The 25,287-nt window shown below is 36.9% G+C and carries 21 protein-coding genes; 8 read left to right on the top strand and 13 right to left on the bottom strand.

Annotated features, from left to right (window positions below):
- Nucleotides 1-6 precede the first annotated feature (6 nt).
- The 4 genes from H592_RS0101225 to H592_RS0101210 all read left to right on the top strand — a co-directional run bounded on the left by H592_RS0101225 (nt 7) and on the right by H592_RS0101210 (nt 3,624).
- Complete coding sequence (locus H592_RS0101225) at nt 7-354, top strand: HIT domain-containing protein (RefSeq protein ID WP_028867134.1); 348 nt, start codon at nt 7-9, stop codon at nt 352-354.
- A 184-nt stretch (nt 355-538) separates the two neighbouring features.
- Nucleotides 539-1,138 (top strand): penicillin-binding protein activator LpoB, encoded by a 600-nt coding sequence (locus H592_RS0101220; protein ID WP_028867133.1) that lies wholly within the window; start codon nt 539-541, stop codon nt 1,136-1,138.
- Between the two features lie 152 nt (nt 1,139-1,290).
- On the top strand, nt 1,291-2,535 hold the full coding sequence (locus tag H592_RS0101215; RefSeq protein WP_028867132.1) for a COG3014 family protein: 1,245 nt from the start codon (nt 1,291-1,293) through the stop codon (nt 2,533-2,535).
- Between the two features lie 81 nt (nt 2,536-2,616).
- On the top strand, nt 2,617-3,624 hold the full coding sequence (locus tag H592_RS0101210) for an LPP20 family lipoprotein (protein WP_028867131.1): 1,008 nt from the start codon (nt 2,617-2,619) through the stop codon (nt 3,622-3,624).
- Here the strand turns inward: H592_RS0101210 and H592_RS0101205 are convergent.
- A complete protein-coding gene (locus H592_RS0101205) occupies nt 3,578-4,552 on the bottom strand; it encodes a ketopantoate reductase family protein (RefSeq protein WP_028867130.1) in 975 nt (324 codons plus the stop codon). The two genes, H592_RS0101210 and H592_RS0101205, sit on opposite strands and share 47 nt — an antisense overlap.
- Nucleotides 4,553-5,104: 552 nt before the next feature.
- On the opposite strand from H592_RS0101205, the gene H592_RS0101200 reads away from it, so the two are divergent.
- Nucleotides 5,105-5,587 carry a YajQ family cyclic di-GMP-binding protein gene (locus H592_RS0101200; protein ID WP_028867129.1) on the top strand — a complete coding sequence of 161 codons (483 nt, stop codon included), beginning with the start codon at nt 5,105-5,107 and terminating at the stop codon, nt 5,585-5,587.
- A 201-nt stretch (nt 5,588-5,788) separates the two neighbouring features.
- Here H592_RS0101200 and H592_RS0101195 read toward each other — a convergent pair whose 3' ends face one another.
- From H592_RS0101195 to H592_RS0101140, 12 genes are all read right to left on the bottom strand, one after another.
- The gene (locus H592_RS0101195) at nt 5,789-6,175 is read right to left on the bottom strand and encodes a PilZ domain-containing protein (protein WP_028867128.1); all 387 of its coding nucleotides are present in this window, start codon (nt 6,173-6,175) and stop codon (nt 5,789-5,791) included.
- Nucleotides 6,176-6,196: 21 nt separating this feature from the next.
- Nucleotides 6,197-6,883, bottom strand: coding sequence for a M15 family metallopeptidase (locus H592_RS0101190; protein WP_245600345.1), 687 nt, complete (start codon nt 6,881-6,883; stop codon nt 6,197-6,199).
- Nucleotides 6,880-8,013 (bottom strand): succinyl-diaminopimelate desuccinylase, encoded by a 1,134-nt coding sequence (gene dapE / locus H592_RS0101185; RefSeq protein ID WP_028867126.1) that lies wholly within the window; start codon nt 8,011-8,013, stop codon nt 6,880-6,882. Before dapE ends, H592_RS0101190 begins: the two co-directional genes overlap by 4 nt.
- Before the next feature lie 9 nt (nt 8,014-8,022).
- A complete protein-coding gene (locus tag H592_RS0101180) occupies nt 8,023-8,373 on the bottom strand; it encodes an ArsC family reductase (protein ID WP_028867125.1) in 351 nt (116 codons plus the stop codon).
- Between the two features lie 253 nt (nt 8,374-8,626).
- The gene (gene crr, locus H592_RS0101175; RefSeq protein ID WP_028867124.1) at nt 8,627-9,136 is read right to left on the bottom strand and encodes a PTS glucose transporter subunit IIA; all 510 of its coding nucleotides are present in this window, start codon (nt 9,134-9,136) and stop codon (nt 8,627-8,629) included.
- Nucleotides 9,137-9,206: 70 nt separating this feature from the next.
- Nucleotides 9,207-10,928, bottom strand: a complete 1,722-nt coding sequence (ptsI, locus tag H592_RS0101170; protein ID WP_028867123.1) for a phosphoenolpyruvate-protein phosphotransferase PtsI — start codon at nt 10,926-10,928, stop codon at nt 9,207-9,209.
- A 51-nt stretch (nt 10,929-10,979) separates the two neighbouring features.
- Entirely contained in the window at nt 10,980-11,237 is a 258-nt protein-coding gene (locus H592_RS0101165; RefSeq protein ID WP_028867122.1) for an HPr family phosphocarrier protein, read from the bottom strand.
- 399 nt (nt 11,238-11,636) lie between these two features.
- Nucleotides 11,637-12,602, bottom strand: a complete 966-nt coding sequence (gene cysK, locus H592_RS0101160; RefSeq protein ID WP_028867121.1) for a cysteine synthase A — start codon at nt 12,600-12,602, stop codon at nt 11,637-11,639.
- Between the two features lie 136 nt (nt 12,603-12,738).
- On the bottom strand, nt 12,739-13,329 hold the full coding sequence (locus H592_RS0101155; protein WP_028867120.1) for a hypothetical protein: 591 nt from the start codon (nt 13,327-13,329) through the stop codon (nt 12,739-12,741).
- Between the two features lie 88 nt (nt 13,330-13,417).
- A complete protein-coding gene (gene sbcB / locus H592_RS0101150; RefSeq protein WP_028867119.1) occupies nt 13,418-14,848 on the bottom strand; it encodes an exodeoxyribonuclease I in 1,431 nt (476 codons plus the stop codon).
- A gap of 865 nt (nt 14,849-15,713) precedes the next feature.
- Nucleotides 15,714-16,706 (bottom strand): type I glyceraldehyde-3-phosphate dehydrogenase, encoded by a 993-nt coding sequence (gap, locus tag H592_RS0101145; protein WP_028867118.1) that lies wholly within the window; start codon nt 16,704-16,706, stop codon nt 15,714-15,716.
- A 354-nt stretch (nt 16,707-17,060) separates the two neighbouring features.
- A complete protein-coding gene (locus H592_RS0101140; RefSeq protein WP_037070673.1) occupies nt 17,061-17,954 on the bottom strand; it encodes a D-hexose-6-phosphate mutarotase in 894 nt (297 codons plus the stop codon).
- A 303-nt stretch (nt 17,955-18,257) separates the two neighbouring features.
- Here H592_RS0101140 and malQ point away from each other — a divergent pair, with 303 nt between their 5' ends.
- The 3 genes from malQ to glgX all read left to right on the top strand — a co-directional run bounded on the left by malQ (nt 18,258) and on the right by glgX (nt 24,910).
- Entirely contained in the window at nt 18,258-20,450 is a 2,193-nt protein-coding gene (gene malQ / locus H592_RS0101135; protein ID WP_028867116.1) for a 4-alpha-glucanotransferase, read from the top strand.
- Nucleotides 20,451-20,599: 149 nt separating this feature from the next.
- On the top strand, nt 20,600-22,813 hold the full coding sequence (gene glgB / locus H592_RS0101130; protein ID WP_028867115.1) for a 1,4-alpha-glucan branching protein GlgB: 2,214 nt from the start codon (nt 20,600-20,602) through the stop codon (nt 22,811-22,813).
- A 15-nt stretch (nt 22,814-22,828) separates the two neighbouring features.
- Nucleotides 22,829-24,910, top strand: coding sequence for a glycogen debranching protein GlgX (glgX, locus tag H592_RS0101125; RefSeq protein WP_051368853.1), 2,082 nt, complete (start codon nt 22,829-22,831; stop codon nt 24,908-24,910).
- The last annotated feature ends 377 nt before the right edge of the window (nt 24,911-25,287 follow it).

Raw genomic sequence — 25,287 nt, 5'->3', positions numbered from 1 at the left:
TTTAAGATGGCTGAAGAAACCATATTTAGAAAAATTATTGATAAAGATATTCCGTCTGATACGTTATATCAAGATCAATATGTGACTGCTTTTCGCGATATTTCACCACAAGCACCAACACATATTTTGATCATTCCTAATAAATTGATCGCAACTGCAAATGATATCGAAATAGAAGATGAGTTTCTTATTGGTAAAATGTATACCGTTGCAAAAAATTTAGCTAAGCAAGAGGGGATTGCTGAATCGGGTTATCGTTTAATCATGAATTGTAATGCTGATGGGGGGCAGGAGGTGTACCATATTCACTTACACTTGTTAGGTGGTAAAGCTCTAGGTAAATTGGTGAACTAAAATAGACTGCTTACGTTTTACTTTCATTACTCGCTGCTAATGAGGCTCAATGAAGTCAAACAAGCTCATTATACTTTTACAAATAGATAAACTAATCACATTACTGTAAATAGATGATTTTTTATGTCATGGTTAATGAATATTTACAGTTATCTTCAATCATTCTTTTTAGGTGGAATTTACGATGAAAATACAATCTAGTTTTTGGTTAGCAATAGTAGCAAGTGTGATTTTATCTGCTTGTTCAACATCTGTTGAGCGTTTGGATGCCCAACAACAAATTGATTTAAGTGGCGCATGGAATGATACCGACTCTCAATTAGTCGCACGTGAAATGATCGAAGATTCTTTATCCCGCGCTTGGATTTCTAAATTTGTTAAAAGTGAAGGTAAAGATCCTGCTGTCATTGTTGGCCGAGTGAAAAACTTAAGCCATGAGCATATCAATACTAATACCTTTATTGCGAACATGGAGCGTGAGTTAATCAATTCAGGTGAAGTGCAATTTGTAGCAAGTTCTGCTAACCGTCAAGAAATTCGTGATGAACGAGCGGATCAAGACTTAAATGCTTCTGAAGCAACACGTAAAGAAATGGGCCAAGAATATGGTGCTGATTTTATGATGCAAGGTCAAATCAACACTATTATTGATGTTGATGGCAGCACTCAAGTTCGCTTCTATCAAGTTAATCTAGAGCTGATTAGTATTAAAGATAATCGTAAAGTGTGGATTGGTGAGAAGAAAATCAAGAAACTGGTTAAAAACAGTAAACTACGCGGTTAAGCATATTCAATCGACATTCATATACCCGTTAGATAGACAACGTTATACTAGCACCTGTGCACACTCAGCTTGCTGATGTCCTATGTTGAATATAATGGGTATATCTAATTAAGCTCTACTTAGCGCTTATTTAATTTGAAAGTGGTCTCTTTATGCACAAAATAATGTTTGTTCTTTTATGCTTATTATCGGGCTGCGCAGCTCAACATAACAATATTAAACTGGCTAACCAACTTCAACAAGAACCCCCAGAAAAAATCCTCTCAATACTGAGTGAGAAAGAGCCCGATCAATCTGATTTTGCACAGTACTATTTGAATCTAGGCTATTTGCAGTTACTTTCCGGTGAATTTGAGTTATCAATAGATTCTTTATTAAAAGCAAAAAATGAAATGCTCTCATTACAAGCAACATCTATTTCGGAGAATGTTGCTGCCGGTACAGTCAATGAAACATTTAGGCGTTACAGCGGCTACCCTACGGATCGTGTGATGGTGCATAACATGTTGGCATTGAGTTATTTATTTAACAACGGCATAGATGATGCTCGTGTTGAAATGCTGCAAGCCGATGTTGAAATGAAAAAATTAGCACAAAGTGACTCCTTGAATGGTCAATTGGCCAGTACCCATTTGTTGTCTGCAATTATTTATGAGTTACTGGATGAACGTTCTAATGCATTTATTAGCTATCAATTAGCGGAGAAAATACTCAAAGAACGTAACATAAGCTTACCTCGAGGATTGAAGTTAGGCCTATTGCGCATGAGTGATAAAATGGGCAACGACACGCAATACCAATATTACAGTAAACAATATCCAGTACTGAGTAAATTAAAGCAAGTAAGGCAAAAAAAGCACCAAGTATTCGGTCTTTATTTTGATGGGGTTGTTTCAAATAAAGTGCAACAAAGTCTCGCGGTTCCTAGTTTTAATGGCAAGCAAATTGTCAGAGTTTCGATGCCTGCTTACACAAGTGTTCAGCACCGAGATCAGCACAATCAAATTAATGACAATGAGCAGAAAATCAACAGTGAAGTGGTAGAAAATGTAGATAAGCTAGTACGAGAAGATTTAGATAAAGAATATCCCTCCATTTTATTGTTAACAACGACGCGCGCTATTGCTAAATATCAACTGGTTAAGGAAGCGCAAGATAAAGATCCAATCTTGGGGATACTAGCAAACTTAGCAACGATATTTAGTGAGGTAGCTGATTTGAGAAGTTGGAATATGTTACCTGCAACCATACAGTTTAGTTATCTAGAAACAGATGCTGATCATATTGTTGTATCAACCAATCATCAAGGTGATAGTGTCGTGGAATTAGCCGCGTTAAAGCAGCATGTCATTTTAAGTACAGGATTGTCCGATAAAGTGTTCCATTATGAGCAATGATATAAAATATATTACGGCTCGTAGGACAGGATTAAATTTTTTATTCAATCGTTTTTACTGATTCAATTTTATGGAGTTTTTATGAACAAAATAACCTTCTCGATACCTATTTTATTATCAATGTTATTTATTGCCGCTTGCTCATCATCGAGCGATCTAGAGCAAGATAACAAACAACGACCGGATTGGATTGACCATGCGCAAACTACTTATCCAAGTAATGTCTATTTAACGGCTGTGGGACAAGCATCAAGTAGAACACTTGCGGGTAAAAATGCGGTTGCTAATTTGGTTGAAATATTTTCCGTTAATGTCAAAGCTGAAACACATACATTGACCGAGGCAATCAAAAATGAAAGTGCTTTAGGTGTCACTATGGAGAGTTCGAGCAGTTTACAACGTAATATTGCTACGGAAACAAATCAAGCAATTGCAGGCGTTGAAATAAAACAGACTTGGTTGAGCCCAAGTGGTGAATATTATGCGCTAGCAGTGCTGCATAAGATTAGTGCCGCACAAAACCTTACAGAAGTAATTATGGAAGCGGATCAAGAGGCGCTTAAGCTGATAGAGTATAGTCGTAATACCGCACCCAATTCTATTTTAGCCGTTAACGCATTACGAAATGCTAGAGATCTGCAAGTTTCGCGCAAAATGGCTGATTTACAGCTAGCATATATTAGAGGACGCGGTATTCCTATTGAGGTTTCTAGCCAAGACATTGAACAGTTAATACGTAATAGCTTAGCTTCCTTAGAGGTTAGCGTTGCTGATGATAGCGAGACAGATAGCAGTTTATTACAAGCAGGATTATCAACATTGGGAGTGAAAGTTGTTGATATATCAAGTTTACAATTATCAAGCTCGATTGATGTGACTAAACCAACGCGTCTCGAACAATGGTACTGGTTACGTGGAAGTTACGAACTGAGTTTTTCAGAAAATGGAAAAGTGATTAGCCGTAAACGTTGGCCAATTAAAGTGTCTTCGCAGCAACCAGAGTTATTGGAGCTGCGTTTAAGAGATAAGCTAAACGAGCATATTAATACTTATCTTCAGCAATTGCTGAGCGATTCTCCAACACTTTAACTTTATTGTATAACTCATGTAAAAGAGGCGCCTCAAGGTTATGTTGTTGTGCCTTTTTGATTAAATAACCATTAATAAATTCGATTTCAGTCGGCCTATGATAAAAAATGTCACGGTTCATTGATGAAAAGTTTTTTGCTGTTGCTAAGATTACTTGATCGATGCTTTGCTGCAAAGTGAGTAATTCAAAATCAATATGTTCTGCTTTGGCAATGGCAACAATTTCTGCAACTAGAGATTGAATGACAACAGTATATTCAGAATATTTCAATTTTCCATTTTGTATTTGGTGAATTGCCGTTAAGGGGTTAATAACAGCATTGATGGCTAACTTTAGCCAACATTTTTTGACAATGTCTTCACTCCAACATACGTCTGGCATTGCTTGTTGCAGTGGCTCAATAACAGGTATTAAAATATGCTGCAGCTGCGTTGCTGATTGTCCCTTTTCCTTTGTTTGAGCCTTCACTGCCGCTAAATCTGTAAAAGGACCTAGGTAAGTAGGACCAATTCCTGTGTGCGTAATATCGAGAGGTGCATTGAGTAAACTTGCATTTGCCGTAGTCGCACAGATGATTGGATTATTTGGGAAGTGTTTACGTACTTTTTCTGCACAACCATAACCATTATGCATCAAAATAAGTGTTTGTTTTTTATCTATATATTGTTGCTGTGCTAATAAAGCAGAGACAACGTGCTGTGCTTTGACACAAACTAGAATAGTACTTCTTTTCTGCTCCGCGCTTGTATTTAATAGCCGTTGACTAATGGAAACAGTAAGTAAACTTTGCTCACCAGATAAATCTGTAAACTGTAAGGTTAAGTTTGTGGTTTTTGATCTAGAAACAAGGTGACAAACGCTGCCTGACTGTTGTAGTTTTGCCAGCCATAAACAGCCGATTGCCCCAGCACCAATAATTTGAATCATACTTGCTCTTACCTCTATCATGTCATTATTTTCTGCTTACTTTGCCTTATTATACCCGTGCCACCTCAAGATGCTTTGTCAGGCGAAACCTCGGATACCAGAGCAAGGCGCAACATGAGGTAATGGTTATTCCCTTTTTGATTGTTGCAACGCAGGGCTGATTTTCGAGGTTGCGCCCCGTAGGGCAAGGCAACTTGCACCAATCTGCGTTGTTATAAAATCTCTATGTAGAATAACTATACTTCAATTTTATGCCTAGCATCTCGGTACAATTTACCTTGCTGACTTTGCATCTTGAGGTAGCATGGGTATATATCAATCCCGTTAATTTAATGATCAGTTAGTTAGCGGAGTTGGTATTATACCCGTTACTAATCAATCTTGTACAAGACTCAATGATTGACTAAAAATGACCCAGAGAGCACATTGCAGTCCAAGAGATGGCATCAACCTAAGAGATACCTAAACAAAGTCCAGTAGGGTGATAGATGCTAGCGAGGTTTTCTGGTAAATTTGCTATTAATTATTTTAATTGTTTATTAAGGAACAAAAATGCCTTCATTTGATATCGTTTCAGAAGTTGATTTAGTGGAAGTTAAAAATGCAGTCGATAACACCAGTCGTGAGCTCGGTACACGTTACGATTTTCGTGGTGTAAAAGCATCTATAACGCTAAACAAAGAAGTTGTTAAATTAGAAGCAGAAGCAGAAATGCAAATTAGTTCATTACGCGACATGTTACGAGCTAATTTAGTTAAGCGTAATATCGATACACGTGCAATGGATCCTGATAAATGTGACCAATCGGGTAAGTTTTGGTCTCAAACAGTTAAGTTTAAAGTAGGGGTTGATCAACCTACTGCAAAGAAATTAGTTAAATTAATTAAAGACAGTAAAATTAAAGTTCAGGTTTCGATCCAGGGTGATCAACTACGTGTTACGGGAAAAAAACGAGATGATCTGCAACAAGCAATGCGCTTGGTAAAAGAGTGTGATCTAGGAATGGGTTTTCAATTTAATAACTTTAAAGACTAACTTTTATTGATTGAGCAGTGAATTAAACAATTTAATACTGTTTAGTTTACTGCTTTTAGTCAATCTCCGCTTTACTTTCATCCTTTAAGTACAAGTCGATTAAAAGTAAAGTATGAATGTCTAGTAATACTAAACATTTATACGACTCGTTGATGGCTGCTAAACCATCATAAAAACTATCTTTAATAGGTAGAGAGCAGGTTAATTCTCTGCAATATGCATTTCAATTAACTGTTCGAACTCCCTGTGCATTTCATCATGATTACCTAAATTAAGCTCAATCAATCGTTTTAAATGTGACATCGTTTCTAGCTCAGTTTTAGTAAAGTGAATACCTAAAAGTTGATCTTGTTGATGGCTCACTGTGCCATTTAGTAGTAGTTGTACATCAGAGCCTTCAAGCGCAAGAATGACCTGAACCTGTTGTTGATTTAGATCCGGTGCAAAGGCATTAACGGCAACTAATGCGCCATTAAATGAGATATCTACCAGTGAAGCATCAAAGTCATGTGTAGCAATTTCTTGATCAAAAATGAGTGAACAATGACATTGGAAGTTTATACGTGAAAATTTACGACGTTCAGACATGATTATTCCTTTAGTGGATACTTACCGTGTGTTTATATTGCAAATATATTGTTTATATATGGTAGGCAACTCTTGCTGAATTAGCGATCCACCTTGAACAGTATATTGCTTTAAGGTGTTGGAAATAAGATCTAAATCCAGTTGTGATAAAAAATCATCAGCCAAAGGGAAATAACTGATATGCCAAGGTTCTTGTGCAACACCTCCTTGGTCATACTGATAAGGCCGATAAAAACCAAATTGTTCAATATTATTACTTAGCCATGCCGTTAGTTCTGAGAAGTAACCACCCTCTGAATATTCACTTTTTTGTAGCTGTAAAGATTGTTCAGCGGGCAGTAAAGTGGGGTCATAAACATCTATATCCGTGCCCCAGTGATGACGACTGGCAGAAGGTAATGCGGACCAATGTAATATTTTATATAATTTGTCTATCTCACTGATCTTATCACTCTGTATTGCAATTTCATGTTTATCTAAAATAGGAGTGAGACCTGCATATTTTTTATTCCAAATGAGCAACTGACGCTCAAAACTACGAAACGCGCTGGCAATATGTAATGTAAACCCATCACGTTTCGCGGCCTGTTGAAGAGCGGAAAAATCAGCAATGACTTGTTTATGCAGTAATCGGTTAGGTGCAAACTCTATAAGATGTGTTTGTACCTGTCCGGTTAACTGCATTGGGGTCATGGTTGTTGGGCTCATGCTAATAAATTTTTCAAGGTCAGTTTAAAAATATCTACAAGCTCATCAAGTTGTTGCACATTGGTTGATTCATTAACTTTATGAATAGTGGCATTAATAGGCCCTAACTCGACAACCTGCGCACCTGTAGGCGCAATAAAGCGTGCATCAGATGTTCCGCCACTGGTGGATAGTTCAGTAGTGATACCGTTGGTTGCTAAAATAGCTTGTGCAACTGCATCGGTTAATGATCCTGGTTCGGTAATGAAAGGCTGCCCATTATAAGTCCAGTGAATTTCATACTCAAACCCTGCTTTATTGAGGATTCTTTCTACTTTATCTGTAATCATATCCGCTGTTAACTCTGTTGAATAGCGGAAGTTACACTGTACCACCGCATCACCTGGCACTACGTTGCTTGCACCTGTGCCAGAGTTGAAATTGGTAATTTGAAAGCTAGTTGCAGGAAAGTATTGATTGCCTTTATCCCATTCTGTTTGTACTAATTCAGTTAAGGTAGGTGCCGCAAGGTGAATCGGATTATTAACGAGATGTGGATAAGCAACATGTCCCTGTGTGCCTTTGAAGGTAATATCTGCCGTTAATGAACCACGTCGACCATTTTTAATAATATCGCCAACATGGTTGGTGCTTGAAGGTTCACCAACGATACAGTAATCAATTTTTTCATTTCTTGCTTCTAACACATCAATAACACGCGTTGTCCCGTTGATAAATGGACCTTCTTCATCACTGGTTATAAGCAATGCAATAGAACCTTTATGATCTTGATGTTCTTCAATGAAAGCTTCGAGTCCTAACATAAAACAAGCGATACCACTTTTCATGTCGGCTGCACCGCGTCCATATAACATACCATCAATGATAGTCGGTTCAAATGGAGGGGTTGCCCATTTACTCTCAGGACCGGTCGGCACAACGTCAGTATGGCCTGCAAAACAAAACAATGGTGCTTTAGTTCCTCTTCTTGCCCACAGGTTTAACGTATCTTCAAATTCCATGGTTTCGCAGACAAAGCCTAGTTTTTCAAGACGTGAAATTAATAAGTCTTGGCATCCTGCATCTTCAGGTGTCACTGAACGACGGCTGATTAAATCCTGTAACAGGCTTACCACTGGGGAATGAGTCATTGTATTTCCTTATACAGCAAAAAATTGTTGATAGTTGTTAACGTTAAATCCAATGATGGCCACGTTATTGTGGATCACTAGTGGTCGTTTTATCAGTGTTGGTGATGCAAGAAAAAGTGGACTAACAGTCTTTGCATCAAGTGATGATTTTTGTTCTTCAGTCAGAGCTCGATAACTAGTACTGCGCTTATTGAGTAATTGATCCCAACTTGCAACTTGATAAAACTGTTCTAGTAATTCGTTATCTAAACCATCTTTACGGTAATCATGGAAAGTAAACGAGATATTATTTTCATTAAGCCATTTTTGGGCTTTTTTAATCGTGTCGCAATTTGGGATACCGTACATTATTGTATTCATAAGAAGCACTTAAGTATTAGAATAAAAAAGATAGGGGATTGTAACAAGTAAGGGAGGAGAAGAAAAATATATAGCGATGAATATGCCCCCCATGATCTGGATGGTATGTGTATATTGAATGATAAGGGTATTTAAAAAGAATTATTAAAGCGTAATTATGGGAGATCAGTAAATTGTTAATGCTAAAAATGCAGAGAACAAAAGAGCCGTCTAAGCGACTCTTAATAAGAAAACATCTAAATAATTAAAAAGATTATTTAACTATTTTTAATACTACATCCGTTGCTACTTCAACAGTACCAGACATTTTTTGTAGCTCTTTAATCTCATCCATATTTGAGATCACAACAGGTGTTAAAATTGATTTTGCTTTTGCAGTTAAGAAAGCTAAATCAAACTCGATGATAGTATCACCGGCTTTAACTTTTTGACCTTCTTGAGCGATGCGAGTGAAACCTTCACCTTTTAACTCAACTGTATCAATACCGAAGTGAACAAATAGTTCAATACCCGTATCAGACTCTAATGAGAATGCGTGATTTGTTTCAAAAATCTTACCAATTTCACCGTCACAAGGTGCAACCATTTTGTTGCCTGTTGGGCGAATTGCAATACCGTCGCCAACGATTTTTTCAGCAAAAACAACATCTGGCACATCTTCAATTGCAACAATTTCACCTGAAAGTGGTGCAATGATATTAATCGTACTAGCTGTTTGTGTATTGCCTGTTACTGCTTTTTTTAAAGAATCAAAAAAACCCATATTAGTAAACTCCGAATATTTGATAAAGTGCAAGAAAAGGTGATGTTATATCACCTTTAAAATTAATTAGTTAACTAATTCCTTTAGCGCGATTGAAATCGTTAACTAAGGCTTCAATTTCAGCTGCAGTTGCCATTGAAAGAGCTTTATCAGCGAGTTCTTTAGCATCCGCAAAATTAGTACTGCGAATAATTTTTTTCACAGTTGGTATTGAGATTGCACTCATAGAGAACTCATCTAATCCCATACCTAATAGCAATAATGTTGCATGCTCATCACCCGCTAACTCACCACACATACCCGTCCATTTTCCGGCTGCATGTGAAGCATCAATAACGGTCTTAATAATAGTTAACACTGAAGGTGAAAGTGGATTATATAGATCAGAAATTAGTTCATTACCACGGTCTACAGCAAGTGTATATTGTGTTAAATCGTTTGTACCGATACTGAAGAAGTCGACTTCTTTAATTAAATGATGAGCAATCGCAGCTGCAGCTGGAGTCTCAATCATTACGCCAATTTCAATTTCTTCATCAAAGGCAAAATTTTCATTACGCAATTCTGTTTTCAACAGTTCTAAAATATCTTTTAGCTTACGAACTTCTTCTACTGAAATGATCATTGGGAACATGATACGGATCTTACCAAATGCCGAAGCACGAAGTAGAGCACGTAATTGCGGGTTCATTATTTCAGGGCGGTCGAAACAGATTCGAATTGCACGCCATCCTAAGAATGGGTTTAATTCAGCAGGAAGATTTAGGTAGGGTAAGTCTTTATCACCACCAATATCCATAGTACGGATAATACAAGGTTTACCTTCCATTGCTTCAACTACATCTTTATAAGCAATAAATTGCTCATCTTCAGTTGGTAGTTGATCGCGGTCCATGAATAAGAATTCTGTGCGGTATAAACCAACACATTCAGCGCCATTTCTTTTAGCACCATCGGTATCTTTTACAGAACCAACATTGGATCCTACTTCTACTTGATGACCATCTAACGTCATAGCAGGTAGATCTTTTAATTTAGCAAGTTCAGCTTTTTCTTCTAAGAATGCATCACGTACTACTTTAGCTTCAGCAAGTTGTGCTTTGCTTGGGTTAATGATGATTTTATTATTCAAAGCATCAAGAATAATCATGTCACCATTTTTAACGCATTTAGTAATATCATTAGTACCAACAATCGCTGGAATTTCTAATGAACGCGCCATGATAGACGTATGTGAAGTACGACCACCAATATCTGTAATAAAGCCTAACACTTTATCTAGATTAATCTGAGCTGTCTCAGAAGGTGTTAAGTCATTAGCAATTAAAATAACTTCTTCTGAAATGTCGCTTAAGTTAACTAATTCGATGCCTAATACATTTTTAAGTAAACGGTTACCGATATCACGGAAATCCGCTGCACGTTCACGTAAATATGGGTCATCTAATTCTTGTAACATTTGTGCATTCTCTTCCACAATCGAGTTGATTGCGAAATCAGCGGTGCACTTATTTTTTTTCATATAGGCGATGATATCTTCTTCAAGCTCTTCATCTTCAAGTAGCATTATATGCCCTTCAAAGATAGCTTCTTTCTCTTCACCAAATGTTTCAAGCGCTTTTTGCTTGACTATTTCTAGTTGAGCTGAAGTTTTTGCTCGGCCATCAACAAATCGAGTAATTTCGTGTTCAATATTGCGTACTTTCTCAGTATTGAGAGAAATTTCGTCTTCTTGTAATAACAACGCTTTTGCAAACGTAATACCAGGGGATGCAAGTATGCCAGATATCATAACCTATCCTTAAAAAACTACTGAATTTGATCTAATAAAAGATGTTTTGAATTAAACTAAAGTTGCCATTAATTCAACTAAAGTATCAACAGCTTTTTGTTCGTCTGCGCCTTCAGCTTTGATATTTACAGATGTACCTTGAGTTAAACCTAAAGTTTGTAGTTTGAAAAGGCTTTTAGCACTTGCAGATTTGGCGCCAACTTCAACAGAAATGTCAGATGCAAATGATTTTGCTTCTTTAACAAATTGTGCAGCAGGACGAGTATGAAGGCCATTTGGCGCAGTGATAGTTACTGTTTTTTGATACATGAGAGAACCTTAATTAAGTTTAAATGGTAATAATAACAATTAATCTAATGCAATTAATTGTTATTAGCTGAAGTAAATTGTAATAACAAACTGATTAAACATAAAAAACGACAAGAAAGTTTAGACATAGGTCAATATTTGTTTGAATAAATAATAGCTTTCAGATTTACTCAATTTTTTATTCAGTTTTATGTAACTATAACAATCTATATCGATCTTTATGATCCTAAATAAGACGGGTTAGGTCAATGACTTTCTCTATATAGGTGATGAAAATAGGGTATTATTCGTGTATTTGTATGTTTTTTGTCCTACGCAAGCAGTTAGGATCTCGGTAGTAAAAAATAAAGGTACTTAAAGTACCTTTATAAAATCATAAAATAACATTTATGCGACGTTTTATGCGAAGTTTTCGCCGTCAAAAAGACCTGCAAAAAGTGCAGTCGATAAATAACGTTCACCCGAACTAGGTAAAATAACAACAATGTTTTTATCTTTAAATTCAGGCTCTGCAGCCAATCGAGCGGCAGCTACAACTGCGGCACCTGAAGAAATACCCGCTAGAATACCTTCTTCTTCCATTAGTCGTCGAGCCATTGCGATTGCATCTTCATTACTTACCGCTTCAGCTCTATCAACTAATGAGATATCTAAGTTTTTAGGAATAAACCCTGCACCAATACCTTGTATTTTATGCGGACCTGGTTTGATCTCTTCGCCAGCTAATGTTTGAGATATTACTGGTGAATCTGTTGGTTCTACTGCAACACTAATGATCGCTTTACCTTGTGTTTCTTTGATGTAGCGACTAACACCAGAAATCGTACCACCAGTACCCACACCTGCTACAAATACATCTATTTCACCGTCTGTATCATTCCAAATTTCAGGGCCAGTAGTTTGTTCGTGGATTTGTGGATTAGCAGGGTTATCAAATTGACGTAAAACTAAGTATTTTCCTGGTGCAGACGCTGCTAATTCTTCAGCTTTATTGATTGCGCCTTTCATGCCTAGTGCGCCTTCAGTCAATACTAGATTTGCGCCTAATGCTTTTAATAATTTACGACGTTCAATACTCATTGTATTTGGCATTGTTAGTGTGATTTTATAACCACGTGCAGCAGCCACAAATGCAAGTGCGATACCAGTATTACCACTTGTTGCTTCAACTAATTCAACGCCTTTAGTTAATGTGCCATCTTTTTCAGCTGCATCAATCATGTTCGCGCCGATGCGATCTTTAACGCTGAAACTTGGGTTGCGGCTTTCAACCTTTACAAATACATTACCTGTAGTCACATTATTTAAACGTACTAACGGCGTATGACCGATGGTTTGTGAATTATCGCTAAAAATCTTGCTCATAATGATGTTCCTATCCGTTGGGTTATTTAATAATTAGTTATTGATAGCATATCCAATGTTTGTAAATGAGGAAGTGAAATTTTGTTATACCATATAGGTTTTTGAGATAAGTTGTATTTTAGAGGGGTGAGGTAGCCTAAAAACGTGATTCAAAACCAATTAAAGCTTGGCTTGTGCCATAACCTGGTAGGTTCTTATTAGAAATCAATACTTTGATTTTACTGTAAGGGGATGTTTGAAAGCTAATACCGGCTCCAAGAGAGAGTTCACTATTATAAATATCGAGCGCTTCGGAGTTTTCAATATATTCATACAAGGTACGGCCAGCAGTCATAGTTTGGCGATTATCGTTATTAGGATCGGACAACTTACCAAAGATCTCAAACTGAACTAATTGGTTGTTAGTTGATATGAATGGAACGGAAATTATTTCGTACTGTTTACTTTTTTTAAAGGTACTATCTTTGATAGACGTTTCGAAAGAGATACGTTGATAAAAGCCACTGAATACAGAATCGAGGTAGTGATAAGTTGCTTCCGAGATGTGATAAAATGAAGAGAAAGGTTTATCCAAAAAATCAACTTTATTCATGCTTAACTGGTAATCAAGTTGCAGTTGATTTTGGTTATTCTCTTGAGCAAAACTAACACTGGGAGCAACTAAGCAACTTAGTACCAATATCGTTAATTTTACTGAAAGTAACTTTATTCCAGACCACTTACTCAACTTGATCGCTCCTTGATCTTCTCATCCTAGAATCGCAATTGCCATACTTTACTATTAAACACAAACTATAGAATAGTTTTGCTATTTTTTAACCATTTTCATTCAAAAACTCTAGATAATGTCCCAGTTTTTGTAAGATTTCTATCTTCTCTTCACTGTGTTGATGCTCGACCGCCAAGATATTAAGGCGTTCTACATAGTCATTAGTATGATCAATCAGATAAGCTTCACGATGCCTAGACCACTTTTGTTGTTCTTCAATCGTCAACGTTTGTGGGTAATTTCTCGCTTTATATCGCCACCAAAGTGCAGCCAAGTTAGGGTCGTCAAAATTAACTTCATGATTGATTATTTGTTGTGGTGAAAGAGCACAAATAGTTTTTGCTTGTTGTTTATCATTAGCCGTTGGAAAACCACCTGAATAGAGTTTTTGCTCTGGCTGCTGATTTTCATTTATTTTGGCTTCAGTATTAAACACTGCAATCAGCTTCTCTACTAGCTGCCTGTTTGCTGAGAAAAAATCCATAGAAAGACGGCATTGTTTTGCATCTACGCCTAACTCTTTAGCCCTTTCTGCGGTCAATGTTTTTGCACTCGCAACGATGGGGCATTTATTAATATGAATAAGCTTAATAGGGGGCCTATTAATACCTTCAGGTAAATCATCCGTAGCAGTATATAAATAGGCTTGTAATTGTTCTACCGTTAATGAGTCCAATTGTGAAATATCTTTGTTTAAATCAAGCACAATGACTGCATTGTTATTCGTCGGGTGCTGTGCGATTGGCAGGATATAAGAACAACAACCCTGTAGCGCAGAAAACATGCCGGAAATATGTACCAACGGTGTAAAAGTACCGAGTTTAAGTTGTTCCAACACTTTATTTTTTTGTCTTAGGCTATAACAATATTGGTATAATTTAGGGTGCGTGTCCTTGATCAGTTTTGCCATGGCAATCGTTGCATAAACATCTGACATTGCATCATGTGCTTGTTGATGAGTGATATCATTTGCTTTAGTTAATAACTCTAATCTAAAGCTTGGCGCATCATTGTCATCAAATACCCACTCAATCCCTTCCGGCCTAAGGGCATAACAGGCACGTACCATGTCAATAATATCCCAACGTGAACAGCCATTTTGCCATTCTCTCTGATAAGGATCGTGAAAATTACGGTATAACGTAAAGCGAGTTACTTCATCATCAAAACGGATATTATTGTATCCAACCACACACGTCTGCGGTTGTTGAAATTGTTGTAAAATATTAAAGATAAATTGATTTTCAAATTCACCATGCTGCAATGCATGTTGAGGCGTTATTCCTGTGACTAAACAGGCTTCTGGTGCTGGTAAGTAATCATTCGGCGGACGGCAATACCACTGATAAGGTTCAGAGATAATATTTAATTCAAGATCCGTTCGAATTCCTGCAAATTGAGAAGGGCGGTCAGTGCCAGGGTTCAATCCAAATGTTTCATAATCATGCCAAAAAAGGCTTGGAGATGCTTGATTCATATTCTTATATCCAAAATGTTCAGTTGTCATATTGTGGCTAATTTGCTCCTAAAAAGCGAATCAATTGAACTGAATGTGATTGAATAGTAGGTATTAACGAAATAATAATCATTTTTCAATACAATTAAGCCAGTGCTCTTTACATATGATGGTTTTGTTGATGATTCGTGGAAATGGATCTAAAAAGTAGCGATTCTGTTATTAGATGTTGCTAAATGTTATTTTTATGTTGCTTGTTATGATCTGACTTTCATCTTTTGGTATGTTAATTACAGTTTGGTTGTTAAAGCACTCAATGCAATTTATCTTTTTGAATGCATTTCCTAGTCTAAAATATAAAAAATGGGGTAAAAATAATATGTTATGAATGTTATTCGAGTAAGTTTTATACCATTTACTCCATTAACAGTGTGATCAAATATTGTGCAGAAAAATGAGTCAATTTAAAGCTGAAATAGCGTTAAATGACTGTTGTCTTTGTATTATTTATAACGCAGCAGTGATGCATTTTAAGCTGCAATATTGATCGGTTAGTTTGCGGTGTTGGTATTAGATTCAAACATTGTAAGCACAGCTTTAAGCCGATACAAGAACGATTAAACCCCATACATTTGTTGATCGCTATTTATACCAATCTAAGTAATTATGGAGTCATTTACCCAGGTTGCTATTAGTGTCATTTGATATTGCAGTGAGATTAGGCCTGGTTCTTTTTTGATGCAGTGAGATTAGGTCTGGCTCTTTTTTTATGCAGGGATGTTAATGCAGATTGATTTCGTCGCGCTACCAAGATATAGATTTAACACAAATTACAGATACAAAAAAACCTGCACTAGGCAGGCTTTATGATTCTGACTAATTAAACTTATTTAGAGATAAGTGAGATTAAGTCTAGAACTTTGTTTGAGTAACCGATTTCGTTATCGTACCAAGATACAACTTTAACGAATTTGTCAGTTAGTGCAACACCAGCTTTAGCATCGAAGATTGAAGTCAATGTTTCACCATTGAAGTCAGTTGAAACAACTGCATCTTCAGTGTAACCAAGAACACCAGCCATTTCGCCTTCAGAAGCCGCTTTCATTGCTGCACAAATTTCTTCGTATGTAGCTGCTGTTTTAAGGTTAACAGTTAAGTCAACAACAGAAACGTTAGCAGTTGGTACACGGAAAGCCATACCTGTTAGAAGACCGTTTAGCTCAGGAAGAACTTTACCTACAGCTTTAGCTGCACCAGTTGAAGATGGAATGATGTTTTGAGAAGCACCACGACCACCACGCCAGTCTTTCATTGAAGGACCGTCAACAGTTTTTTGAGTAGCAGTTGTTGCATGAACAGTAGTCATAAGACCAGATTCAATGCCCCATTTATCGTTAAGTACTTTAGCAACAGGTGCTAAACAGTTAGTAGTACAAGAAGCGTTAGAAACGATATCTTGACCAGCGTAACTTGCAAAGTTTACACCGTTAACGAACATTGGTACGTCACCAGAAGGACCAGTTAAAACAACTTTTTTAGCGCCAGCAGTGATATGCTTACGAGCTGTTTCGTCAGTAAGGAAAAGACCAGTTGCTTCAGCTACTACGTCAACACCAGCAGCATCCCATTTTAGATCTTCAGGGTTACGTTCTGCAGTTACACGTACAGTGTTACCATTTACGATTAGGTTACCGTCTTTAACTTCAACAGTACCGTTGAAACGTCCGTGAGTTGAGTCATATTTAAGCATGTAAGCCATGTATTCAACGTCGATTAAGTCATTGATTGCAACAACTTGAATATCATCACGTTCACATGATGCACGGAATACGAAACGGCCGATACGACCGAAGCCGTTAATACCTACTTTAATTGTCATTTTATTGTTCCTTATGGAGGTTTGATTTTAAACTTGTCATCATTATAAGCGTCCAAAACGCCAACGACTTGATGTTAGTCAAGTTATAAGCTCTGAAAACACATTTTTTGTCTGATTAAATCATTAAAAGTATTTAATTAAAAATTAGTGTGTTTTTTTGAACTGGTATCACAGTAATTAAATTACACGAGCATATTAAGGGCAATTCTAGAGAAAATAAAGAAAAACCATTATTAAAGTGCGATTTCAATAAGTCAATACCTAACTGTAATAATAAGATTGCTTTTATTTCACTATATTGGTGTTTTTTATTCTTTTTTTGTCAGTAAATTTCATTTTTTGAATAACGGTGAGTTATTTTATAACTGTTTTTAGTGTGTGTGATTCCCCAGGTACAACCAAAACACCTTGTTTTGAGGTTATTGCTGATTCAATACACATCATTGTTTGGTAACCATCATCAGGCATATCTGCAAAGGCAATTGATCCTGATATCCATGGATTCCAAACTACAACAGAATCATTACCCGTATTATTAACGGTTATTTTGCGTTGATTTTGTAGGTCATTAATAGTCACATCACCGTTATTAACCGAATAAATAGTATCAATCGGTTCATTAACTGTTAATACCGCCTCTGCTGTTTTTTGTTTGCCACTGTCTAATGAGTCCGTATAAGTTGCGGCTAAACCTTCTATAGAACTTTGCGTTATATCTGCAACACACAGGTAAGAGTGCAACGCGCCGCCATACTTGAAAGTTTCGGTACCGGTGTTTTCGGTAATAAGTGAAAGTTCAACATGGTCCGATAAAGACGCTTTTAGGGTTAATGTGAAGTCATGATCCCAGATCGCTTTAGTCGTTTCATTAGCTGATAGTGTAAACGCTAGATCAATGCCTTCAGATGTTTCACTAACAATAGACATCTCCCATTTACTAATACGAGCAAAACCATGTCCTGGTAATTTTTTGCTAAGGCTTTCTTCGGTATTACCAAACCAAGGCCAACAAACTGGCACACCACCTCGAATTGCTTTTTTATCATCAAATAAAGCTGTTTTACTTAAATAAATAAGCGGTGCTTGTTGTTTTACTTGGAAATGAATTAAATGTGCGCCATGTAAAGTAAATGCAGCATCAAATTTAGGGTGATTAATAATAATAAACTCAAAGCCTTTACTGTCCACTTGAAGTGAAATCTGTTCAGAGAGGGTTTTTGTTGTGTTAAGTCTCAAATGTGAAATCATTTTTGTTCCCTATGTCATGAATTGTATGAAGTTCAGTTATGTTTTATCCATTCTACTATATTGTTTATTTAAATTAGTGAGCTAAATCATTAGCGAGGCTTGTTAATATAAAAGTGAAAGAAATTTTGATATGGTTTTGAAAAATAAATTATAAACATGCATGAGATTTAATATTTTTAGTAAAATAACTATTTGATTAAGTTATTATCCACTGATGAATTCGTTATAAATTTTGTCTATTTTGTTACATATTCATTTTTAATATTAAAATCTAGCGATAAATTAACCATACATAGGTGTTTTATGAATAGTTCTGCATTAGAGTCGTTTATGCAATTGAAAGGGATTGATCCAAATTTTGTTGATGCGTGGGGAGCGCCTGCAATTGTTCTTGATGAAAATATTAAAAATATTATTAATCATATGGGGTTTGATGCTTCAGATGAACAAGCACTATCAGTGCATTATGAAGAACAAGAAACACAACATTGGCTGAGGTTACTCGCTCCTGTCTCAGTGCAACAGCAGGCATCGCAATATCAACTTGAAGTACATCTGCCTATCGATTTTGTTACTGATCCGCTTATTTACAGAATCATCACGGAAGATGGTCTGCAAATAGACACAACAATCACTGCAACAGATTTTCCGCTGTTAGGTAATAAAGATATAGCTGACGTTGAGTTTCAATTATATCAAGTGACTTTACCAACTGAATTAGCAATCGGTTATCACCAACTCATTCTATTGGAAGAAGGTAACGATGAACCATTAGCCAACATGTCTTTCATTATTACCCCAAGTGCTTGTTTTACGCCGAAGGCGATGCAAGAAGGTAAAAAGCTATGGGGCACCAGTGTTCAACTATATTGTTTAAAAAGTCAAAACAACTGGGGTATTGGTGATTTTTCAGATTTGAAATCATTATTAACTAAAACAGCACAAAGCGGTGGCGATTTTATCGGCTTAAACCCAATTCATGCACTTAGCCCTGCACAACCTAATAATGCAAGTCCCTATAGTCCTTCATCACGTAAGTGGTTAAATATTCTTTATACCGATATTCATGCTGTTCCCGAGTTTGAACATTGCAAAGCGTTAAAAGATAAATTAGCAAGCAGTGATTTTCAGCAGCAATTAAGTGCACTACGTGCGGTTGAGTGGGTAGATTACGAGAATGTTACTGCTTTAAAGTTGAGTGCATTACGTGATTTGTTTGCAACTTTAAACGATGGAAAACCAAAAAATAATAAACGTTTACAAGAGCTTACTGAATTTGTGCAACAAAAAGGCGAGTCATTAAAGCAGCAAGCAGCTTATGATGCTTTGCAGTTTAAATTTTTAGCTGAAAACGAACAAGCTTGGGGATGGCCTGTATGGCCGGAAGGTTTCCAATCATTCTCTACACCAGAAACCCAACAATGGTGCTCAGAAAATGAATCTGAAATTTTATTTTGGTGTTATTGCCAATGGCTTACTGAAACGCAATTAGCAGAAGCTGATGAGCTTGCAAAATCATTAGGTATGACGCTGGGTATTTATCGTGATCTAGCCGTTGGCGTAAGCAAAAATAGTAGTGAAATATGGGCTAATCATGAATTCTATTATGAGAATATTAGTATTGGTGCTCCACCTGATATTTTAGGTCCTTTAGGTCAAAGTTGGGGATTACCTCCGCTCTCTCCCGATAAGTTATATGAATCTGGTTATCAACCTTTTATTGAGTTATTACAATCAAATATGAGTCATTGTGGTGCATTACGTATTGACCATGTGATGGCTCTATTAAGACTTTGGTGGGTTCCTGAAGGAGCGCCTGCAGGTTGTGGTGCTTATATTTATTACAATATTTATGACATGTTAAATTTATTGGCATTAGAAAGTGTGCGTAATCAATGCCTAGTGATAGGTGAAGATTTAGGTACTGTTCCAGATGGTATGGATGAACTACTCAAAGAAGCTGGCGTTTATTCTTATAAAGTATTTTTCTTTGAGCAAGCTGAAGATGGTGGTTTTCTATCTCCATCTCATTATATTCAACAAGCAATGGCTACGTTATCAACCCATGATATGCCAACGATTAAAGGGTACTGGCATTGTGAAGATCTATATTTAGGCAAAAAATTAGGCTTATACCCTGACCCTGCTGTTTTGGAAAAGCTGTTTCACGATCGTGTAGAGTGTAAACAACAGATTCTCGATAGCTTACATGGACATGGTAGTTTGCCAGAAAATTACAACCGAGATGCTAATACAACAGGCATGGATCAAGTATTGAACTTTGCATTACAAAAACACCTTGCGGCGGGCAGTGCTTCATTGTTAAGTTTGCAGCTAGAAGATTTTTTAGAAATGGATCAACCAGTTAATGTGCCTGGCACAAGCGATGAATATAAAAACTGGCAACGGAAATTATCTAAAAATTTAGATGCTATTTTTGCTGACTCAGCTATTCAGTGCTTATTGAAAGATTTGACAGAAGCAAGATCTAAATAATCAGACATTAGGCCAAATAAACTTCGGATTAGGTATTTAAAATGACTAAAAAAACAACGTCAAAGAAAGTGTCACCAAAGAAATCACCGGCAAAAGCAACATCTGATAAAAAAGTAGTTGCTGCAAAAGAGCCTGCAAATATTAAAACGATGCCATTAAAGCATGAACTTTTAGGATCACTTAAAGAAGCTCGATTAGCGAATCCTTTTGAGCAATTAGGGTTAATTAAAAATCCAATTAGTGATGGTTTCCTGTTACGCGCTTGGCTACCCGATGCGACTTCAGTTTCATTTTCTGCCCTAGATGAGAGTGGTATTTCTGGTGAATTATTAAAAGTCTACGAAGATGGTTTATTTGAAATTAACTTACCACAAGTAACCGATAAATTTGTTTATCAGTTAGATGCTGAATACAAAAATGGTAATCATCAATTTATAGACCCGTATCAATTTCACGAGATTGCATTTGATGGTTTATCTACTTTGCATGAAGCGCCACAAAATGTTTACCACACCTTAGGCGCTCAATTAAAAACAGTGACTGTTGACGGTGTTGAAGTTAGTGGTGTTAGATTTATTGTATATGCACCCAATGCAAGTAGCGTAAGTCTTATTTCAAATGAAAATCATTGGGATGGTCAACGTAATCCTATGCAACGCAGTTGGTGTGGACATTGGGTATTATTTGTTCCTGGTTTAGCGGCTGGTTGTGCTTATAAGTTTGAACTGAAAGATGGACTAGGTAATCGTTTACCGCATAAAGCCGATCCAGTAGGTTTTCAAGCGGAATTATATCCTTCTCATTCATCCATTGTGGTTGACCATAATGCTTATCAATGGAATGACGATGCATGGCGCGCTTCGCAGCTAGGTGATAAACGCTATACTGCTATGAGTATCTATGAAGTGCACTTAGGCTCGTGGAAACGCAAAAATGAAAACGGTCATGAACGTATGCTGACCTATCGTGAATTGGCGGATGATTTATTACCTTACCTTGTTGAGATGGGATACACGCATTTAGAAGTATTGCCCATTTCAGAGTTCCCTTTTGATGGCTCGTGGGGATATCAACCGGTTGGTTTATTTGCTGCTACCAGTCGTTTTGGCGATGCAGATGATCTTAAATTCTTCATTGATCAATGTCATCAGGCTGGTATCGGCGTGATTGTTGATTGGGTACCTGCGCATTTCCCTTCAGACCCGCATGGATTAGCTCGCTTCGATGGGACTCCACTTTATGAATATGAAGATCCGCGTCGTGGTTGGCATCCAGATTGGAATTCTTATATCTATGATTTTGGTCGTGACAATGTGCGTCAATTCTTAGTTGCCAGCGCTTTAATTTGGCTTGATAAGTTCCATGTTGATGGCTTACGTGTTGATGCTGTTGCCTCTATGTTGTATTGGGATTACTCGCGTGAAGAGGGTGAGTGGGTACCGAACGTTGATGGTGGTAATCATAACTATGAAGCAATCAGCTTATTAAAATGGTTTAACGAAGAAGTTTATAAACAATATCCTCACGCAATGACGATTGCTGAAGAATCGACTGCTTTCTCTGGTGTTTCAAAACCTACTTTTGATGGTGGACTTGGATTTGGTTTCAAATGGAATATGGGGTGGATGCACGATACATTAAGTTATATGCAGCAAGATCCAATGTACCGTAAATATCATCACCATGAAATGACCTTTGCGATGGTTTATCACTACAATGAGCATTTTGTTTTACCAATTTCGCACGATGAAGTGGTACATGGTAAAAAAAGTATGTTAGAAAAAATGCCAGGTGATGAATGGCAAGGTGCTGCTAACTTACGTGCTTATATGGGGTATATGTACGGTCACCCAGGTAAAAAATTAAACTTTATGGGCGGGGAGATCGCGCAAGCTCGTGAATGGAACCATAACCAAAGTTTAGATTGGGACCTATTAGCTTATGATAAACATAAAGGGCAAAAACAACTTATTTGTGATTTGAACCATTTTTATAAAAGTCATAGTGCTATGTATGAATCTGACTATGAACCACAAGGATTTGCTTGGTTAGACCACAGTGATGGTGAAAATAGTGTTGTTTCGTTTATTCGTTATAATATTACTAAAACAGAACATGTTATCTGTGTTAGTAACTTTACCCCTGTACCACGTGAGCGCTATCGTTTACCCGTCGATGAAGCAGGGCAGTACGAAGTCGTTCTAAATACTGATAGTGAGTATTATTGGGGCAGTAATTACCAAATGGGAGACCAAATGGGTACCTTTAATAGCGAAGATTACCCATGGCAGGGTAAAGATCATTCTATTGTGTTAAACTTACCTCCATTATCGACAGTGTACTTGAAGAAAAAAGGATCGTAAGTGTCAGGAACTAAAATGGAATTGGCTACACAAATAGGTGCAAAACAGCATCTATTTGTTAGTTTTACGGGAAAGAACTATCCGTTAGGAGCGACCCTAGACAAACAAGGTTGCAACTTCTCAGTGCATTGCCAAGAAGGAAAGCGTGTTGAGTTATGTCTATTTGATAAAAATGAAAATCAAATTGATAGTCACTTTCTCACGCCTACTCATTCACATCTTTGGCATATTTATTTAGAAGGTATAACGGCAGGACAGATGTATGGTTACCGTGTCCACGGTGAGTATCAACCTAAAAAAGGGCTGTTATTCAATGATAAAAATTTATTGATTGATCCATACACCAAATGCTTAAGTAAAATTCAACACAGCTTTGTTCAATCACAAAGCGATTATAATGATAAATATGTAGCTAAATCAGTAGTTATTTCTGATGATTTTGATTGGAAAAGTGTTGAAAAACCAGCAATAGAAGAACAACATCGTATTTTATACGAAGTGCATACTAAAGGTTTTACACGCACCAACCCTAATATTCCTTTGCCAATGCGCGGCAAATATCTAGGCTTATCACATCCTGAAAGCATCAAACATTACCAATCTCTTGGCGTGACCAGTTTACAAATAATGCCGGTTTTTAGTTTTGTCAGTGAACCACGTTTAAAAGACTTAGGGTTGACCAATTATTGGGGATACAACCCAATCAACTTCTTTGCACCTGAAACACGTTATGCCCAATATGATGCGGTAACTGAATTCAAAACTATGGTGCGTGAGCTTCATGCCGCTAACATTGAAGTTATTTTAGATGTTGTTTTTAATCATACTGCAGAATCAGGTAGTGATGGTTTAATTCTGAGTTTTAAAGGCTTTGATAATAAACAATATTATACTTTTGAAAACAGTAAGATGGGGCTTGATTATCAGCGATACAGCAATCACTCTGGTTGTGGTAATACGGTTAATTTAGATTTTAGTTGGTCATTAAAGATCACTATGGATGCATTACGTTACTGGGTAACAGAAATGCAAGTGGATGGCTTTAGATTTGACTTGGCGGTTACCTTAGCGCGAGAAGCACAAGGTTTTACAGAACGAAGTGCCTTTTTTAAAGCGTTATTACAAGATCCTGTGTTAAGTGATGTGATTTTGATTGCAGAACCTTGGGATATTGGACCAGGAGGATACCGTTTAGGTGCATTTCCTGAACAATGGAAAGAGTGTAATGATCGTTATCGCGATACCATGCGTTCTTTTTGGCGTGGTGATACGGGGATCGTCTCTGAAGTGGCAATGCGTCTTCTAGGGTCACATGATTTCTTTCCTATTGGGCTGCGTAGTAATACCACTAGTGTTAACTATATTTGTTATCATGATGGGTTTACTTTGGATGATATGGTTTCCTTTCAAGATCGTCATAATCAAGACAATGGTGAAAACAATCGAGATGGTCATGGCCATAACTTATCAGCTAATTATGGCTGTGAAGGTCCAACTAAAGATGCGCGCATCAACACATTAAGACAACAGCAAAAACGTAACATGATTGCGACATTATTTTTATCTCAAGGCACACCGCATTTTTTATCCGGTGACGAGATGGGTAACCATCAATCGGGTAACAATAATGCTTATTGTCAAGATAACCAAATTAGTTGGATTAACTGGGACCAAAGTAAAGCGGACTTAGCCTTATTTAAATTTACTTCTCAATTGATCGCATTACGTAAGAGTTCTCGTTTATTTGGTGATTTAATATTAAATGACGATAAGTCTGTCAGTGATCAAGTGCAATGGTATCACCCGGATGGTTATGTGATGGAACAATCTGATTGGCATGCCTCTAACTCACAAGCGATTGCCGTAGAGTTAAAGGAAGCGGATCCTGCTGGTGAGCATTGGCATTTAATCTTAAATGCATCAACCTATCAAATTGCTTGTCAACTTCCAGAATTACCTAACAATAAAGATTGGTATGAAGTGATGGATACTAATTGCCCTAGTGGTGAGTTGATTGAAGACCCTAAAAAAGTAGTGAGCCCTGTATTTGCAAAAGCACACTCTATTTTATTATTTAAAGCTAAATTAAGAGATTAATAGCTAAAAAATAAAGTCTTATTATGGCAGCCCTGCTATTTATAAAAACTAGATATTTATAACAGCTAGATATTTATAAAAATGCCTTAAACATTTTTTATCTTATTACTTTTTAGATTATTAGTAATAGATGACTTGAAGTTTAAGGCGTTTTTGATCGTCATAAATTGCATTGATTTATTGAATATAACTTGCCGCAGAGCATCTCCTTTATCCCTATCTCCTTTATTATTTTTAGATTCTCTTCACAGCCCAACACGCTTTTATTACGCTTATTATTCGACGTCTGTTGGTCATAAAAGCCGATCAATGGCAAAAAAACTAATGCTTGCGTAATCATCACTAGATAATTTTAAGTAAATAAATATACTTGCTGC

The organism is Psychromonas arctica DSM 14288 (assembly GCF_000482725.1).
Lineage (GTDB): Bacteria > Pseudomonadota > Gammaproteobacteria > Enterobacterales > Psychromonadaceae > Psychromonas > Psychromonas arctica.
Note: the sequence above shows the minus strand (reverse complement) of the source record. Positions and strands in the feature narration are given on the sequence as shown.

Coding starts and splice junctions, on each gene's coding strand:
- crr (WP_028867124.1), bottom strand. CDS start 9,136: ATGGGTTTTTTTGATTCTTTAAAAAAAGCAGTAACAGGCAATACACAA.
- ptsI (WP_028867123.1), bottom strand. CDS start 10,928: ATGATATCTGGCATACTTGCATCCCCTGGTATTACGTTTGCAAAAGCG.
- dapE (WP_028867126.1), bottom strand. CDS start 8,013: ATGACTCATTCCCCAGTGGTAAGCCTGTTACAGGATTTAATCAGCCGT.
- glgB (WP_028867115.1), top strand. CDS start 20,600: ATGCCATTAAAGCATGAACTTTTAGGATCACTTAAAGAAGCTCGATTA.
- H592_RS0101205 (WP_028867130.1), bottom strand. CDS start 4,552: ATGATTCAAATTATTGGTGCTGGGGCAATCGGCTGTTTATGGCTGGCA.
- H592_RS0101190 (WP_245600345.1), bottom strand. CDS start 6,883: ATGAGCCCAACAACCATGACCCCAATGCAGTTAACCGGACAGGTACAA.
- malQ (WP_028867116.1), top strand. CDS start 18,258: ATGAATAGTTCTGCATTAGAGTCGTTTATGCAATTGAAAGGGATTGAT.
- H592_RS0101200 (WP_028867129.1), top strand. CDS start 5,105: ATGCCTTCATTTGATATCGTTTCAGAAGTTGATTTAGTGGAAGTTAAA.
- H592_RS0101180 (WP_028867125.1), bottom strand. CDS start 8,373: ATGAATACAATAATGTACGGTATCCCAAATTGCGACACGATTAAAAAA.
- H592_RS0101210 (WP_028867131.1), top strand. CDS start 2,617: ATGAACAAAATAACCTTCTCGATACCTATTTTATTATCAATGTTATTT.
- H592_RS0101215 (WP_028867132.1), top strand. CDS start 1,291: ATGCACAAAATAATGTTTGTTCTTTTATGCTTATTATCGGGCTGCGCA.
- glgX (WP_051368853.1), top strand. CDS start 22,829: ATGGAATTGGCTACACAAATAGGTGCAAAACAGCATCTATTTGTTAGT.
- H592_RS0101140 (WP_037070673.1), bottom strand. CDS start 17,954: ATGATTTCACATTTGAGACTTAACACAACAAAAACCCTCTCTGAACAG.
- cysK (WP_028867121.1), bottom strand. CDS start 12,602: ATGAGCAAGATTTTTAGCGATAATTCACAAACCATCGGTCATACGCCG.
- sbcB (WP_028867119.1), bottom strand. CDS start 14,848: ATGAATCAAGCATCTCCAAGCCTTTTTTGGCATGATTATGAAACATTT.
- H592_RS0101195 (WP_028867128.1), bottom strand. CDS start 6,175: ATGTCTGAACGTCGTAAATTTTCACGTATAAACTTCCAATGTCATTGT.
- H592_RS0101220 (WP_028867133.1), top strand. CDS start 539: ATGAAAATACAATCTAGTTTTTGGTTAGCAATAGTAGCAAGTGTGATT.
- H592_RS0101225 (WP_028867134.1), top strand. CDS start 7: ATGGCTGAAGAAACCATATTTAGAAAAATTATTGATAAAGATATTCCG.
- gap (WP_028867118.1), bottom strand. CDS start 16,706: ATGACAATTAAAGTAGGTATTAACGGCTTCGGTCGTATCGGCCGTTTC.
- H592_RS0101165 (WP_028867122.1), bottom strand. CDS start 11,237: ATGTATCAAAAAACAGTAACTATCACTGCGCCAAATGGCCTTCATACT.